Genomic DNA, 16,243 nt, shown 5'->3' on the forward strand with positions numbered 1-16,243 from the left:
AAAAAATGGTTTTCGATTTGTATGTCAATGACAGTATTTTTAGGATGCTGCAGCTATACGAAGGCACAAACTGTCCCAGGGACACCAGTCAAGCTACATGAACAAAATACGATGTCTGTATTATGGTTTCAACAATCTGGTGAAGCTAAAGCTTTATATTATCAAGGGTATAACTTAGGAAAATTAAGATTGGATGATTACTTAAGCAAAAAGAAGAAGCATACTAGCTTAAAGCCAGCTATTGTTCTTGATATCGATGAAACGATACTAGACAATAGTCCATACTTGGCTTCGTATGCTGTTTCAGGGAATGGAAACCCTTTTGATTGGAGTAAGTGGTTTAACCGTGCAGAAGCCAAACCCCTTCCCGGAGCACTTGAATTCTTGAAGTATGCAGATTCTAAAGGGATTGAGATCTTTTACGTATCAAACCGTTTCGAAGCACAAAAGAATGCAACGATTAAAAACTTACAAATGGTTGGTGCTCCACAAGCAGATAAAGACCATATCCTTTTACTTCAACTAGGTGAAAAGGGGAAAAAGTCAAGGCGCCAATTTGTAGCCAAAACCCATGATATTATCCTATTATTTGGTGATAATTTAGGCGATTTTAGTGAATTTGAAGGACTATCCGTCAAAGAAAGAATAAAGGAAACGGAGAAATACAAAGATATTTGGGGGAAGAAATTCATCGTTCTACCTAATCCAATGTACGGAGATTGGGAAGAAGCCATTTATAATTATGATTATAGGAAAACAGATGAAGAAAAAATTAAACTTAGGAAAGAGAACCTGGTGACAAGATAGCACCCAAGAGGCTGACTTATTTGGTAAAGAAATCAGCCTCCTTTTTTTGGAAAAGTTTATCACTTAAGACCATATTTTTCGTTGGACGTTCTAATAAAATAATAGTATAGTAGACTCCATGATTATGGGTAATAGGAGGACTACTATGTTTGGAATAACATTACCGCAATCATTCTATCAAATGAATACTATTTTTATCTCAATACTAATTGAAGCATTGCCGTTTGTGACGCTAGGTGTTCTGATCTCTGGTATCATCCAAATTTTTGTTACAGAAGAAATGATAGCGAGGATTATGCCAAAAAATAAAATCCTAGCTGTCATTTTTGCTTGTTTTCTAGGGATCTTATTTCCATCATGCGAATGCGGAATTGTTCCCATTGTTAGTCGTTTAGTATCAAAGGGTGTACCAATTTCTGCTGGGATTGCTTTTATGTTAACTGCACCGATTATTAATCCCGTTGTTTTGTTTGCGACATACATCGCGTTTGGAAGTGATTGGAAAATTGCGATTTATCGTGCTTTAGGTGCCATCGTTGTCTCCATTCTAGTTGGTATATTAATCGCCTATGGCTATAAGGATTCTCCCTTTAAAGAACAATTTCATCACCATCACGTACATCGAGAAAAGAGTTTGTTAAAGAAAATTTGGCAAACACTTGAGCATGCAGTAGAAGAATTTTTCTCAATGGGGAAGTATTTAATTATTGGCTCTTTAATAGCTGCAGCAGTACAAACGTATGTTAAAACAGCTACACTTGTTTCTATAGGTCAAGGACCAGTATCATCCTCTTTCGTGATGATGACATTATCATTCATTCTATCTCTATGTTCAGAAGCGGATGCCTTTATTGCATCGTCGTTCAGAACAACTTTTTCTACTGGATCACTGTTAGCCTTTTTAGTATTTGGACCTATGATCGATATCAAAAATTTAATGATGATGTTGGCAACATTTAAAAAGCGGTTGGTATTTATAATAGTGACCGGCGTGACAGTCATTGTTTTTCTATACTCTTTATTGTTTTAAGGAGTGATTATTATGATAAGAAGCTTAATACTCATTGGATTTACTTATTTTTTATTTCATCTGCATATAACTGGAGATATTAATAAGTATATTAATATGAAATATTCCTATTTATCTGCAACGGCAGGCTATGCCCTGTTGGTTTTAACGATTGTTCAAATATTCATGCAGAACAAGGATCAGTCAAAAGAGCATGAGTGTGGCCATGAACATTGTGGACATAATCATGCGAAGGAAGACAAATGGTACAAAAAGCTAATCATTTATCCGATTTTTGCTTTCCCTATTATCTCTGGTCTATTTTTTCCGATAGCCACACTTGATAGTAATATTGTTAAGGCGAAAGGGTTTCATTTTCCTATTTATGATGAAGGAAAAGGGGATTCGTTCATGCAGCAACAATTCCTACGTCCTGATACGAGTGTCTATTATGGAAAAGATGCGTACGATGTGCTAATGGAAAAAGAAAAAAAGAAGTATATCAATAAAGACACCATTGTTATAAATGATGAAAACTATTTAAAGGCAATGGAAACCATTTATAATTACTCAGGTGACTTCCTAGGGAAGGAAATCGAGTTTAACGGGTTTGTTTTTAATGATAGTGAAACGATAGATAAAAACCAACTGTTTGTTTTCCGCTTTGGAGTCATTCATTGTATTGCAGACTCAGGTGTGTTTGGTATGCTTGTTGACATGCCAAAGGGAACCACTCTAAAAAATGATGAGTGGATCCGAGTAAAAGGAGAAGTCTCAACGATTTATTATCAACCTTTTAAAATGAATATTCCTTATTTAAAGGTTAAAGAATGGTCAAAGACCACGGCTCCAAAAGAACAATATGTTTTTAGAGGATATTAAAAAGACACCGGATTTTCCGGTGTCTTTTTATCTTTATTGAGGAGGAAATTTGAATTAAAGTATGATAACAAAGACAATTAGTTCTTTACATTCTTAAGGATGTTAATTGCAAAGAGGATGATGCCTAGTACCATTAGGGTTCCACCGACCGCAACTGCAGGCCCTGCAGCTTTTACTCCAGAGAGTAAAAGGGCGAGCCCAATCATCATGATGGGCAATGCAATATTATGGAGCCAAAAGTGAACCTTTGCTAGAGTTGTTTCCGCTGCGTTAGGAAAAGCTACATAAATAAGTCCAGCAAGAGTCATGGCCGTCCATCCTAATAGATTAATATGAACGTGGACAGGGGTAAAATCAAACTTTCCGGTCATTGACATAAACATACCTAAACATACCCCAACGACAAAATAACAGACAGATATTTTAATAAACTTTATGCCCATTTTCCTGCCTCCTTTTACCTATAAATAGTCCCTACAGTAGTAAATATGTGACAGAAATGTGAACTAGAACATTGATTTTTAGGGACAAAGGAGATTTTTTAAATAAAAGAAGAGCAACCGTGTTAGGTTGCTCTTCCTTAGAAAAATGCTTTAATTCCAACTAATACCAACCCGATCAGAAATCCACATACAGCCCCGTTTACACGGATCCATTGAAGGTCTTTACCGACGTTTGTTTCCACCATTCTGATGAGTGTTTTGTCATCGAGCTTTTCTAAGTTTTCTTCTACCAATTTGCCAATTTTTTCGTGATTTTTATCTACAAAATTAGAAATTTGCGATTTAATCCATCCCTCAAGCTGACTAACCTTTTCTGGATTTGCCTCCAGTTGTTCCAAACTATTTTTTATAATGGGAAGTAGGTATTCATCGAAAAAGGTAGGTTCTGATATAAAATTATGGGCCTTTTTCTGAAACTGATTTAGAATTTCAGTTATTTGTTCTTGTGGTTCCCATTTATCAATAAGATGTGTTTTGAGGTTATTTAGTTCTCCATACAACTGTTCATCATTTTTTATCGAATGCAGTTTGGTGTGAATATGACTAATTAACGATTGTCTATTTTGATTAAAAGGATCACGGTAGCTATCAACCCCTTTTAAAATAAGGTTTTGAATAATATTACCTAGCTTTTCTTCATTAACCAGACTGCTAAAGGATTTTAAAGCGAACTGCATAAATCCATCTGCTTTAATATTTTCAACGGCATCGACTGCCATTCCGCCAAGCCTATATTTTGTACTGTCCTTTTGAGCCCATTCGTCGATTTCTTTTAGAATATAATCAAGTGTTTTTTCATCATATTTTCTGACCATCACTTGATCTATCAGAAGTGGAAGATAGTCTTTACTATCTAATTTAATTAAATGTTGCTTTATTTCTTTTTCAATCATTGGCGCAATTTTTTTACTATCGACTTTCATAATAAAATGCTGAATAAGAGTAATGAGATTTTCCTTTACCCCTTGAGAAGTAATTTCTTTCTGAAAAAGAGCAAATAATTTTTCAGTAAAAGGAATAGTCTCAATTTTACTTCGTATACTTTCTTTTGTTAACCAATCATTTTCTAGCATGGAGATAATTCCAGCAATAATTCTTTTTCTATTTTTGGGCAGAAGTGCTGTGTGTGGAATGGGAATACCTAATGGGTGCCGAAATAAAGCAGTCACAGCGAACCAGTCAGCTAAACCACCTACAAGCCCCGCTTCAAATCCTCCCTGTAAAATCATACCCCATATTGAATGCTGTAATGGAAGGGTAGCTAAAAAACCTACTCCCATCACAGCAAGAGAAATTGTTGCTAAATGCTGTGATTTGTTTTTCTGTTTTTGCATACTTGTACCCCTTTATAAATAGTTATCTATTGCTATTATCTCAATTTAGCAGAAAAAAAAGCAAAAAAAACTTCCTCTTAAACAAGATTTGTTTAAAAAGGAAGTTTTTTTTTAGGAGAAGATTCGCTCTATTAACCAAAAAGCACCTAATAGAGTAATGATTATTGATCCTATTTGGACTACTTTTCCATGGAGTTTCTTCTTCTGAATAAACATAAGAAGAGGTAATAGCAATAATACAATTAAAAGTTGAACGGCCTCTATCCCTAGGTTGAAGTTAATTAAGGCAACGGCAAGGTGACTTTTTGGTATGGCCATTTCTTTTAGAATACTTGCAAAACCAAGTCCATGAATTAATCCGAACATAAAAGTAATGCTCCAGCGGTGTTTTATTTCTTTTCGGAAAATGTTCTCCAATGCCACGTAACAAATACTAAAGGCAATGACCGCTTCTACAAATCTAGAAGGTAATGTAATCCAACCGAGCACAGCTAAGCTTAGAGTGATACTATGCGCAATGGTAAAGGAGGTAACAATGGCAGCATATTGTTTAAAAGTTTGTTTTCTTAATAATAAGGCTATTAGAAATAATAGATGGTCATAACCAGTTAAGATATGAAGCATTCCAAGTTTGAAAAATGAGAACCAGGAAGAAGTTTCCTTAGTCTCTGCTTGCTTTTTAGTATCTGAAGAGGCAGATTGATCATCCGATTGCTGTTGCTGGGGTTCAGCTAACAGCATGGCCCACTCACGATTTTTTCCATTAAGAATGGCCTCGCTCACTTGCCCTTTGAAATTAACGGCTAAAAAGTTATTATAGCTGTCAAAATTGCGCCCCTCATAAAAAATTCCGTCTAGTAATTTTACGGTTTGACCTACTGAATAAGATGGATATTTAAAATGAAAAGTCAGCATTTGTTTGTCCGCTTTTTGCTCTAACTTTAAACTTTTCAGTTCACCAGCCTGCTGTTTTCCGTTTACCTCCAATACGACACCATCGTCTATCCATTCTTCTACTCTTAGGGTGATCCCTTTAAGTTCTTGTTCACTTAACATCCCATCATTATTTTTATCCCCACCGATTCCTTCAATTACGGATAAAGAATCTATTGAATAAATTAATTCCGTTTGTTTACTTGAGAAATTAATGTTAGTGAAAGCGGCGCTAAGTGCATGGGCATAGGTAGTTTTTGGTGCGAGTATAATAAGGATTAAAAAAGAAAGGATAATATTTTTGTACAGAATTTTTTTCAATGAAGTATCCTCCTAAGTAGTAGGTATGAAGTCCCTCATCTATTATAAAGGTTTCTGAAAACAATTTTCTACGTATTTTATTTTTATAAATATTTTCCAGTTGGTTATTACCAGTAATTTCACATATTTATATATTAAATTCGAGAAATTTATGATAGATTAGAAATGTTCGACAAATTACAACAATAATTTAGGGGGAGTAAAATGAGGAAAACGCCATTAAAGAAATTTAGTAGTTTAGGCCTATCTGCGTTGTTACTCAGTGGAACGTTCCTACCCAATTTAGCACATCCAGCTAAAGCGGCTTCTTTTGGAAACGTTGTCATTAGCGAGGTGTACGGCGGTGGAGGTAACAGCGGGGCTAATTACAAAAATGACTTCATAGAATTGTATAATCCAACTGATTCTGATATTAGTCTTGATGGTTGGGCTGTCCAATATGCTTCAAAAGCAGGAACTTTTAATACCAGCCCTGGTGCAAGTAACTCTACACCTTTGAGTGGTGTTATTAAGGCCCATGGATACTATTTAATCCAGGAGAAGGCAGGAACTGGTGGTACAATAGATCTACCAACAGCAGATCTGACAGGTAGCATCGCCTTGGCTGGTTCCGACGGAAAGGTAGCCCTTACCAAAACTACTGGTTCCATTACTGGAAAAGATGATTCAAATGTTGTTGATTTTGTTGGTTTTGGAGCAGCAAACGAATTTGAGACTGCCGCTTCACCTGCACCATCTGCAGCAAAAAGTATTGAAAGATTAGCAAACGATGGTTCAGATCCGACTGGAGCTGGAGCTGGAAAAGGAAATGGCTGGGATACAAATGATAACTCTAAGGATTTTGTCCTTGCAGAACCTAATCCACAGAACGCAGCTTCAGGTATAGAACCTGAATTAGAAGCACCACCAACACCTCCAGAAGAAGGAGTAACACTTCTTAAGGATGTACGTGCCAATGATAGTGAAGGTCAAGCTTCATTAAAAGGACAAACTGTCACTGTAGCAGGTACTGTAACAGTTGCTAATAATGTTGTAGGATCTAAAACATTTTATATTGAAGATGGTACTGGTGGAATCGATGTTTACGGAAGCACTCAAGAAGTGACAGTAGGCAGTAAGGTTAAAGTCACTGGTACAGTAGATTTTTATAGAGGTTTAACAGAAATTAAACCAACTTTAATTGAAGATTACGGACAAGGAGATGAAATTACACCAAAATCCGTTACCATTGCAGAGTTAAACAATTATACAATGGCTGAACCTAAAGAGGGAATGCTTGTAAATGTAAGAGGGAAAGTAACCGATGTTCCTTCAACACCTGCTGGTGGTGGAATAAATGTAACGTTAGAGGATGGAGGAAAAAGCACGACAGTTCGGGTGATGACAACGACTGGAATTGATGCTGTTAACTCTATTAAAGTAGGAAGTTATTATAATTTTACAGGTATATTAAGCCAGTATGACTCTACTACTCCATTTGATACTGGATATCAGATTTTCCCACGATCAAATGATGATATTGTACAGTACTTTGCTCTTTCATTAGCACATGACCCCATCACAACTGCATATACAAGCAACGATGTAAAGTTTGTTGCAAATGTTGAGGGGGCAGAAAGTGTAACTGTGTACTATCGCTCGAATAGTGAAACAACTTATCAAACACTTGCTATGACAAAAGGCGAAGATAATAAATTTACAGCTGTTTTACCAGCTGCATCAGTACCATCAACTGGATTTGTCTACTACATAGAGGCGACAAACAAATCTGAAACAAAAACAGTTGGAACAGCGGATCAACCCAATGCTGTATCTGTTGTTGATGATACATTTGCACCGGAACTAACAGGCTTCCAACCAGCTGATAAATCAATCATTGAAACAACACTTCCTGTTATCAGTTTCCTTGTTAATGAGCCAAGTGGCCTAGACAAGGAAAAGCTGTCAATTAAATTAGACGGCAATGAAATGGCTGATACTGCTGTTGTCACTGATGATCAAGTTTCTATGACTTTATCTAATCCATTAACAATTGGTGCACATTCAGTTACTGTAGAAGCTTGGGATACTAAAGGAAACCATAGTTCAGCTACTTGGACATTCGATGTAGCAGAACCGTTTACTGGCGGTAACCATTATCGTGGAACAACTCACAATCACACAAATATTTCACACGATGGTACTGGTACTCCTGAAGATGCTTTAAAGGCTGGTAAAGCTCATGGTTATGATTGGTTTGCTTTCTCTGACCATTCACATGACATTGATTCTACGTTAGCAAACACCGATACTGTTGACCATAACGGAATGCCTGAAAGAACAGGTGGGTCTGATTGGCAGCTTACAAAAGATTTAGCAAAAGAGTATACAAACAATGACTATGTTGTATTCCCTGCTTTTGAGATGACCTCTACAACATGGGGACACTCAAACGTATTTGGAACAGACAATTTCATTGATCGTAAAATGAATAACGGTAAGTATCAAGATTTAAATCAATATTACGCATGGGTATTAACCTACGATAATATTGTTGCACAATTTAACCACCCTGATATGTCTGCTAATGCATTTAATAACTTCATGCCATATGACCAAAAGGTAGATAAATTATTTACTATGCTTGAAGTAGGAAATGGTTCAGGGCATTATGGCTATGCTAATGCTGAGAAGAAATTCTTTAGCGCACTTGATTTAGGTTGGCACATCGCTCCAACATATGGGGAAGATAACCATGATGGAACATGGGGCCAAACCATGAATAGAACAGTTATTGTATCAAAGGATTTAAATCAACCTTCACTATTGCATGCAATGCAAAACATGCGTGTGTATATGGAAGAAGACCCTAACTTTGCTCTAGATGTACTAGCAAACGGTCAATATATGGGTTCAGTTGTTACTGGCAATACTCTTAAATTTGATATTAAGGGTTCAGACGCAGTTGCAGAATCCAATGCGATTGCGGAGTATAATTTCCTTCCAGGAGACTACAAGTCTGATGACCGAGTTCAGAAGGTTGAATTAATTTCAAATGGTTCAAAAGTAGTTGATACGTATGAGCCTATGACAAAAGACTTTACTTGGAATCCAGAAGTTACTGTAACTGGAGGACAACAATGGTTTGTGGTTAAAATTACACAAATGGATGGAGAACAAATCTATTCTTCACCAATTTGGACAGAAGAGAAAGACGTAGATGTACGAGTAAGCGGTTTAGAGGTTGCAGGAGATGCGATTGTATCTGGTAACCCAGCTACTCTTGAAGCAGGAATCAGCAATTTAGGTAAAACTGAGCTTTCTAATCTAAATGTTAAGTTCTATTATGATGAAGTAAAAGAAAATAATCTTATTGGCACAAAATCTATCGCAAGCATTTTACCTAAGAGTGTTGGTAAAGCAACTGTAACTTGGAATAGCCCAATTGCTGGAAATCATAAGCTAATTGCGGTTGTAGATACACCACAAGGTGATAGTCCAGAAGATAATACTTTTACAAAAGACATATCTATAAAGCAGGCCTTGGGTCTAACAGTCATGATTGATGCTGCTCACCAAAATGAGAATACATCAACTGACCCTGGTAGCTACAAAAATAACTTCACAAGCTTTACATCACTAGTTCAGCGTGAAGGGTACACTGTAGTCGAAAATAAACAGCCATTAACTGCAGATCTATTAAAAGATGTAAAGGTTTTAGTAATTACACATCCACAAGTAGATTTAACAGCGGATGAAAACAAAGCAGTTTCAGACTTTGTAAAAAATGGCGGCTCATTGTTCTTAACAGATAAGAGTAACTTTAAAAATGATACTAATATTAACAACGACTTACTTCAAGAAATGGGTGCAACCATCCAAGTTAACAATGATGGTATAAATGATGATACTAAGGAAGGAAACTTCTGGTCTGACCCACTTAAATCAAAATTTGCAGTAAGAATTCATTTACACCCAGTGGCTAACTATATTACTGATAGAGCCGACACTCTAGAATATTATAGTGGTTCAAGCTTAGAAAAGGTTGGTCACCAACCATTAACAGATAGCGACACAGTTACAATCTTGGCAAGCGGAAACGAAACCACATACCAAGGAAGTGTTGCTGAAGGAAACTATGTATATGATAATGTATCCGATGATAATGGCGGTTCAGCAATCCCAGCTGTTGCTTCTGAGAAAATTGGAAATGGACGTATTGTTGTTTCTGGTATGAACTTCATGAATGATAAGCAATTAGATGAGTCATATAGCCCTAAGGGTAATGATGAGTTAGCGCTAAACTCAGTTAATTGGCTTGCAGATCGTGGAACAGTAATCTCAAAAATTTCCGATGCAAGACAATTAACAGATGATACAAATGTTGTTGTTGAAGGAACAGTTACAACTGGAGCAGGTGTATTCTTCGATGCCTTTTATCTGCAAGATGAAACTGGCGGTATTATGGCATTCCAAGAGGTTCCAGAAGGTACTTTAAAAGCAGGAGATAAAGTACGTGTTTATGGTCACTTGAAAACTTACGAAAACAATAAAGAGTTAGAGTTTACTACGTTTGCTAAAGACGTAATTAAACTTGGAACTGGTGAACCAGTTGAACCAAAACAAGTAAAAACAGGGGAAGCAACATCTTCAGCTAACCAAGGATTACTTGTTAAGGTTAAAGGTACAGTTGTATCTAAGTTTGACGATAATTCTTATGTAATCAATGACGGTTCTGGTGACGTGTTAGTATTTACTGACGGTTATATTGTAAACCAAAGCGGTCCAGTACCAGTACTAAAAGCTGGAGACACTTTAGAAGCAGTGGGACTATCAGGTTCGTTTGCACAAGGTACACGTATCCGTGTTAGAGATACTAAGGAATTAGTTGGAACTGTCGTAGACGAAAAGGATACAACAGCACCTGAAGCTCCAGTAGTAAATGGAGTAACAGATAAAGATGTAGAAGTTAAGGGCACAACTGAAGCAGGAGCAAAAGTTGTAGCAAAAGTAAATGGCCAGGAAATCGGCACAGCAACAGCGGATGCAGAAGGCAAATTTACAATTACGATTGCAAAACAAGCAGCAGGAACAAAGATTGCTGTAACAGCAACAGATGCTGCAGGTAACGAAAGTACAGCAACAGAAGTAACAGTAAGCAAGACAGAGGTACCAGAAGTTAAAGCTGGATGGATATTTGAAAATAGTCACTGGTATTTCTACAATGAAAATGGTGCTATTTCAAAGAATACTTGGGTTCAAACATCTGGAAAGTGGTACTACCTTGGAACAGATGGAGCAATGTTAACCAATGCATGGGTATTAACAAGCGACAAATGGTATTATGTTGGAGCAAATGGAGTAATGTTAACCAATGCATGGGTATTAACTAACGCCAAATGGTACTATGTCGGAGCAAATGGAGCAATGTTAACCAATGTATGGGTATTAACAAGCGACAAATGGTACTATGTTGGAGCAAATGGAGCAATGTTAACCAATGCTTGGGTACAAACTAACCATAAGTGGTATTTTGTCGATGCTAAAGGTGTCATGAAATCAAATGCATGGGTTCTTTCAAACGGCAAATGGTATTTCATGAATAGTAAAGGCGAGATGCAAACTGGTTGGGTTCTAGTTAATAAGAAGTGGTATTTCCTTTATAACGATGGGCACATGGCTGCTAATACAACAATTGGAAAGTACAAAGTTGGTAAAGATGGAGCTTGGATTCAATAACAAGACCATTTCAACAACAGAAAAACTCCTCTCAAGATAGAGAGGAGTTTTTTTTCTTTGGTTTTATATGAGTGATTAATCCATCTAGGTCTGTGAGATAAAATTGCATTTCGGGTGCTTTCTTTAAATAGTGGTCTTGTAATAACTGATAATAATTCACTCTGTGCTGGGGATCAAATTTTAACATAGGAAACTCCTTATGGTCCTTTACATATTGGTCTACAGCCTTTTGCACCATGTCCATTTCGATGGGTATTTGCTTCTCAGTTTCTTCAAATAAATCATAGGTTTCTTTAGACATATAGAACTTTTTAGATGGGACACCTCCGAGGATCGGAGCAAGTTGGTTAAAGTCAATACTATGATCCTCTTGAACAAGAATGGTCCTGTAGACACCCTTTGGTAAATGATCCGAAAAGGCTCTCACAGCTTTTCGAACCTCATCGATACTAACCTCAATAAGGGGATAGTCTTTATTTTGTTCTGCTTTTGGTTCAGACACTTCATTTTTTTGTGAGGTTTGGAAATACTTATGAACCAATGAATAAACTGTAGCCCCTCCAATACCAATACCTAAAAATATCCCAATTAGAGTAAATACAGGGTATATTTCATAGCGGTTATCTAATAAATCTCCTAGTTTATAACCAGCAAAAACGGAGATAGCAATAGCTATACCAAAAACCATATTCAAGGAAACGGCTTTCATTAGAAAGTTTGTGGATTCATTCCAATGTTTATCTCTATGTGACTGTCCATTTTTAAAAAATGCTTTAATTTCTTTTCTCATTTCATCAGACACCTTATTCTCGTCAAGAAAAGCTTCAAGATATGCTTCCTCTGATTTATTTTCATTCTTTAACAGACATGCTGTTTTTTCAATAGAACCTTTTGTGTAATGAACATAGATCCATTTATCTTCTAATCCAATTTCTAGGTTTTCCGTAATTCTACCTAAATATTTAGTGAACTTGTGTTTCATACATTATGCCCCCTCTTTTATTTGGTTTGAGTGTGGAAAGGGTCGGGCAGAGTGCAAAAAGGCATCTTCTTTTGCCTTTTTTAATATATCTTTGGCCTCTTCTTTGGCGTCATGAATAATTACCTTTGCTGCATCTTCGGAATACGATCGTATTTCTCTGGCCTCTTTTTTTGCCTGTTTAAGAACGTCTTTGCTCGCTTCTAAGTTTTTTTCAGCTTCCTGCTTATACTGTTCCGTTAAAAGTAGCTGTTTTTCGATGTGGTGTTTCCTTTTCTCAAGAATATCCACCATCTTTTTAAAAACCAGTTTTTTTAATATAAAAACAAGAACGGTAAAAATGATAGCTTGATAAATCATGGTCCCTAAAGAAACTGGAAGTCCGAATAATGAAAAGTCGCCCAAAACAATCAACTCCCTTCAAAATATTATGTTAATCGGTGAGCAATATAAACCATTGTTAGAGTGACAAAGATATAAGCCTGTATTGCGCCAATAAAGATACAAAATGCCTGCCAAATCAACATAGGGACGGATGCTAGAGCAGCAACAATAAAACCATGGTTTACTGCATTAGCTAACAGGACAAGAAGGATTTCCCCTGCATAAATATTACCAAACAAACGTAACCCTAAGGTTAAGGTTGTTGCAAGTTGTTCTACAGCATTGATAGGAAAAAAGAACGTAAAAGGTTTGAAAAAGCTAAGAGCAAAATGTTTAAATCCATTCATACGGATATCAATAAAATGTGTATAGGCTATTATCATTATAGCCAGGGTCATGGTTACATGTGCATCTGCAGTAGGAGATTTCCACCATGCCACAGGATGATCTTCAACAGTAACAATTAAAAATGGTACTCCTAAAAGATTTGAAATAAAAAGATACATTAGTAAGACTACACCAGTGGATAAGATGAATAAATTGTCAGAGTTTCCAATTGAGTTATTCATAATATCCTTAACAAACTCTACAATCCATTCCATGAGATTTTGACATTTATTTGGAGTGTGTAAGGAAGAATTTCTTGTCAATAGATAAGCAATGAGGAAAACAATAATAGCAACAATAGTTGTGGTAAGTAGAATGGATAAATCAAACGTTAAATGAAACAAAGATATTTGCGGCCTTGTATGTTCCAAGATGTCCAACCCCCTTTAATAAAAAATGAATGGACTTTAATATGGAACGTGGAGAAAATAGAAAACTTATGTCATGTTTATTATATACAAAATTAGTTATTATTGTAAGATAGTTCACAATTTATTGCTAATTTTCTGAAAAATAAAACAAGTAACGTAAAAACTATAGAAATCTTAAATTACGTAACATCTATTAAAAAAATCTAATAAAAAAGTACATTTTTTTGTAACCTTTATAAACTTTCCTCGTCATATAAGTTGTTGTAAAATTAACAATGCATAAAAAGAGAAATTGGGGGAAATAAAAATGAAGAAAAAGTTATTATTAGTCGTATCAGCTGTTGCAATGGCCATCGGACTTGCTGCTTGTTCAAGCTCTGATGAAACAAAAACAACAGAAAAGAAAGAAGTAACAAAAGAAGCAGAAGCACCGAAAGTTGATGTTAAAAAAGAATTAGTTAAGTTCTATATGGATCTTGGAAAGAGAATCAATGCAAAAGATGGGGATTTAAATGCTTACGTAGCAAAGGCGGCTAAAGCAGCTGCACCAGATGCTAAACCTGAGGATGCACCAACTGCTGAGGAAAAAGCAAAAGCAAGTGAAGCAGCAGCAGCCGTTGCTGCTGATTTAAATAGTGTGCAAGTACCTGATGCGTTGAAAGATCAAAAAGCTGACCTTGAGGCGGCTGTGAAGGATTATGCAGCATCTTACCAAGCAAAAGCGGACGAACTGAAAAAGGATGCACCATCATTAGATGCAGCAGATGCAACTTTTGCACAAGGTGAAGAAAAACTTAAAACCGTATTTGAAAGTGCAAAACTAATGGCACCAAGCTTAGATAAGCAAGTAAATTAATTTACATCAAAAACAAAAGGTATCCACTAATAAAATGTGGATACCTTTTGTTTTTATCTCAGGAATGTTAATTAATTGTAGTTTTATTTTCTTCTTTGAACGTAACTAAAATCTCATCCACCAAGTTATCAGCTGATAGGTATGTTTCGGTATCTTCAAAAAACCACACATCATTTCCCTCTACAAAAAAGGTAATTCCATTGATTTCTTTTACATATCCAGCATTTGCAGGAATCTCAGCAGAAAAAGCAAGGCTGTAACCCTTATGCTTCTCACCAAATCCAGCATACTGAGGAAACATGCGAATACTGAATGGTTTATTGAAATCAAATTCTTTCGTAAACCATGAGGTAGCTTTTTCGTCGATAGAAATAAACATATTTATACACCAACCTTTTCCTAGTTGATTATCAATTTAAGGCCAAAATGAAGGCAAAGAATGATTATTTAATTGCCTTTTCCTTATATTGAAAGAGTATAACTTTTCTATTGTTTTGCCTGTGATAAAATTCACGGTTAACGCTCACCCGTGACCTAATTAAAAAAATGTTCATTTTTTCGATTCGATTTGTTCACATGTGTGAGGAAAATCAATAACTTTCACTAAAAAAAAGGTTTTAATTAAATTACAAATAAAATTCACCTACATGGAGGATTATATGAATAAAGATTGGACGAAGGATTTAGAACATGATGAATATGAGCACGATATAGACCTGATTATAAGTGATGCATTATTAGCAATAGAAGAAACTAAAGCTGGCTGTTTTGTTAATCTAGTAACATCTGTTGTGTTTGGAAATCCGGTGGACTATTTACAACCCTTAATCCAAGAGCTGTATGCAGAACATGTGAAAATAAAATTTATTGACCAGTGTGGGTGTGGAGGATATGTACTGAGGGTTTGGAAATTGAAATAAGGCATGATATAGATGCTCCTTAGACTTAATTTAGACTTATTATTGCTCACTTTTTCATTGTTGCTGTTTTTGTAACATGTTGATAGTGAAAACGATGATAAAATAAAATAAAAGAAAAAGAAAAGTAAAGTAAGAGGAGTGTTTGAGATGGAAAAGGAACTTGAAAAATTAACTGAAAATATAACTGATATTAAAAGTTTAATTCATACATTTAATACAACTTTAGAAAACATTGAAAAGAGATTATCCAGACTAGAAAAGATGGATAGCATTGAACATAGAGTAGAGGTCAATCAAATTGACTTATCTGATATTAAAGATGCTCTCCAGCGTATTGAAGACACGCAGAGCAAAGAAATCCAGCACATTAATCGGCGGCTTGATTCACATTTAGTTAAAATAGCTAAAGCGGAAGAGGATCTCATCATATTAAAAGACAGATAATTTTTAAATATTGATACGAAAAAAAGGCCAGATGAATTTCATCTGACCTTTTTATTTTAGGGGCTTAAAACCGCTTACATCTTTGTGAGTGATTTAAGACCAAGGTAAATAATAGCAAGAGCAAAAACGATAACTACTAGTGCACCAACAATAACAATAAATGATGACAAACTTGATAAGAATCCAACTGTTGCCACTTTCATTAGGGCAAACCCAGCTAAGATACAAGCTAAAAATAACACTGATACATGATTCATTGTTTCATCCCTCCTTTAAGAGCAGGATATGTAATAAAAGGAGGAAGTGGTTGGGTATTTGTCCCAATACTCTAATTTTGGGCCGAAAGTCCTATGGGATCAGCATTGAACTTTATACACCCAAGGCAAAAAAAATAG

General features: G+C 35.8%; 15 protein-coding genes. 7 read left to right on the forward strand and 8 right to left on the reverse strand.

Translation table 11 applies throughout. The features are described 5' to 3' along the window. Positions 1–21 precede the first annotated feature (21 nt). The 3 genes from ABES03_RS00885 (at position 22) to ABES03_RS00895 (ending at position 2,698) form a co-directional block, all read left to right on the forward strand. Positions 22–807 (forward strand): 5'-nucleotidase, lipoprotein e(P4) family, encoded by a 786-nt coding sequence (locus ABES03_RS00885; RefSeq protein ID WP_430114421.1) that lies wholly within the window; start codon positions 22–24, stop codon positions 805–807. Positions 808–952: 145 nt separating this feature from the next. Then, positions 953–1,837, forward strand: coding sequence for a permease (locus ABES03_RS00890; protein ID WP_430114340.1), 885 nt, complete (start codon positions 953–955; stop codon positions 1,835–1,837). A 12-nt stretch (positions 1,838–1,849) separates the two neighbouring features. After that, on the forward strand, positions 1,850–2,698 hold the full coding sequence (locus ABES03_RS00895; RefSeq protein WP_430114342.1) for a TIGR03943 family putative permease subunit: 849 nt from the start codon (positions 1,850–1,852) through the stop codon (positions 2,696–2,698). A gap of 77 nt (positions 2,699–2,775) precedes the next feature. On the opposite strand, the gene ABES03_RS00900 is transcribed toward ABES03_RS00895, so the two are convergent. From ABES03_RS00900 to ABES03_RS00910, 3 genes are all read right to left on the reverse strand, one after another. Then, positions 2,776–3,141 carry a cytochrome-c oxidase gene (locus ABES03_RS00900; RefSeq protein WP_413302363.1) on the reverse strand — a complete coding sequence of 122 codons (366 nt, stop codon included), beginning with the start codon at positions 3,139–3,141 and terminating at the stop codon, positions 2,776–2,778. A 137-nt stretch (positions 3,142–3,278) separates the two neighbouring features. Next, positions 3,279–4,535, reverse strand: coding sequence for a DUF445 domain-containing protein (locus tag ABES03_RS00905; protein ID WP_430114344.1), 1,257 nt, complete (start codon positions 4,533–4,535; stop codon positions 3,279–3,281). A 111-nt stretch (positions 4,536–4,646) separates the two neighbouring features. Then, positions 4,647–5,789, reverse strand: coding sequence for a HupE/UreJ family protein (locus ABES03_RS00910; protein ID WP_430114346.1), 1,143 nt, complete (start codon positions 5,787–5,789; stop codon positions 4,647–4,649). A 204-nt stretch (positions 5,790–5,993) separates the two neighbouring features. On the opposite strand from ABES03_RS00910, the gene ABES03_RS00915 reads away from it, so the two are divergent. Further along, complete coding sequence (locus ABES03_RS00915; RefSeq protein WP_430114349.1) at positions 5,994–11,507, forward strand: DUF4350 domain-containing protein; 5,514 nt, start codon at positions 5,994–5,996, stop codon at positions 11,505–11,507. A gap of 31 nt (positions 11,508–11,538) precedes the next feature. On the opposite strand, the gene ABES03_RS00920 is transcribed toward ABES03_RS00915, so the two are convergent. Genes ABES03_RS00920 through atpB form a run of 3 tightly spaced genes read right to left on the reverse strand, consistent with a single transcriptional unit; the run spans position 11,539 to position 13,628 of the window. Next, positions 11,539–12,489: a DUF3939 domain-containing protein gene (locus tag ABES03_RS00920; RefSeq protein WP_430114350.1), complete on the reverse strand. Its 951-nt coding sequence runs from the start codon at positions 12,487–12,489 to the stop codon at positions 11,539–11,541. 3 nt (positions 12,490–12,492) lie between these two features. Next, positions 12,493–12,891, reverse strand: coding sequence for an ATP synthase F0 subunit B (locus ABES03_RS00925; RefSeq protein ID WP_430114352.1), 399 nt, complete (start codon positions 12,889–12,891; stop codon positions 12,493–12,495). A gap of 23 nt (positions 12,892–12,914) precedes the next feature. Further along, positions 12,915–13,628, reverse strand: coding sequence for a F0F1 ATP synthase subunit A (atpB, locus tag ABES03_RS00930; RefSeq protein WP_430114354.1), 714 nt, complete (start codon positions 13,626–13,628; stop codon positions 12,915–12,917). A gap of 307 nt (positions 13,629–13,935) precedes the next feature. Between atpB and ABES03_RS00935 the strand changes: the two genes are divergently transcribed. Next, on the forward strand, positions 13,936–14,484 hold the full coding sequence (locus ABES03_RS00935; RefSeq protein ID WP_430114356.1) for a hypothetical protein: 549 nt from the start codon (positions 13,936–13,938) through the stop codon (positions 14,482–14,484). A gap of 67 nt (positions 14,485–14,551) precedes the next feature. On the opposite strand, the gene ABES03_RS00940 is transcribed toward ABES03_RS00935, so the two are convergent. After that, entirely contained in the window at positions 14,552–14,863 is a 312-nt protein-coding gene (locus ABES03_RS00940; protein WP_430114358.1) for a HesB/YadR/YfhF family protein, read from the reverse strand. A gap of 280 nt (positions 14,864–15,143) precedes the next feature. Here ABES03_RS00940 and ABES03_RS00945 point away from each other — a divergent pair, with 280 nt between their 5' ends. Both ABES03_RS00945 and ABES03_RS00950 read left to right on the forward strand, forming a co-directional pair. Further along, positions 15,144–15,404 carry a CGCGG family rSAM-modified RiPP protein gene (locus ABES03_RS00945; RefSeq protein WP_430114360.1) on the forward strand — a complete coding sequence of 87 codons (261 nt, stop codon included), beginning with the start codon at positions 15,144–15,146 and terminating at the stop codon, positions 15,402–15,404. A 147-nt stretch (positions 15,405–15,551) separates the two neighbouring features. Continuing rightward, a complete protein-coding gene (locus ABES03_RS00950; protein WP_430114363.1) occupies positions 15,552–15,848 on the forward strand; it encodes a hypothetical protein in 297 nt (98 codons plus the stop codon). Between the two features lie 74 nt (positions 15,849–15,922). Here ABES03_RS00950 and ABES03_RS00955 read toward each other — a convergent pair whose 3' ends face one another. Then, positions 15,923–16,105, reverse strand: a complete 183-nt coding sequence (locus ABES03_RS00955; RefSeq protein WP_413302342.1) for a hypothetical protein — start codon at positions 16,103–16,105, stop codon at positions 15,923–15,925. Between the last annotated feature and the right edge of the window lie 138 nt (positions 16,106–16,243).

Origin of the sequence: Neobacillus rhizosphaerae, from assembly GCF_050477885.1 — a bacterium.
GTDB classification, from domain to species: domain Bacteria; phylum Bacillota; class Bacilli; order Bacillales; family Cytobacillaceae; genus Neobacillus; species Neobacillus rhizosphaerae_A.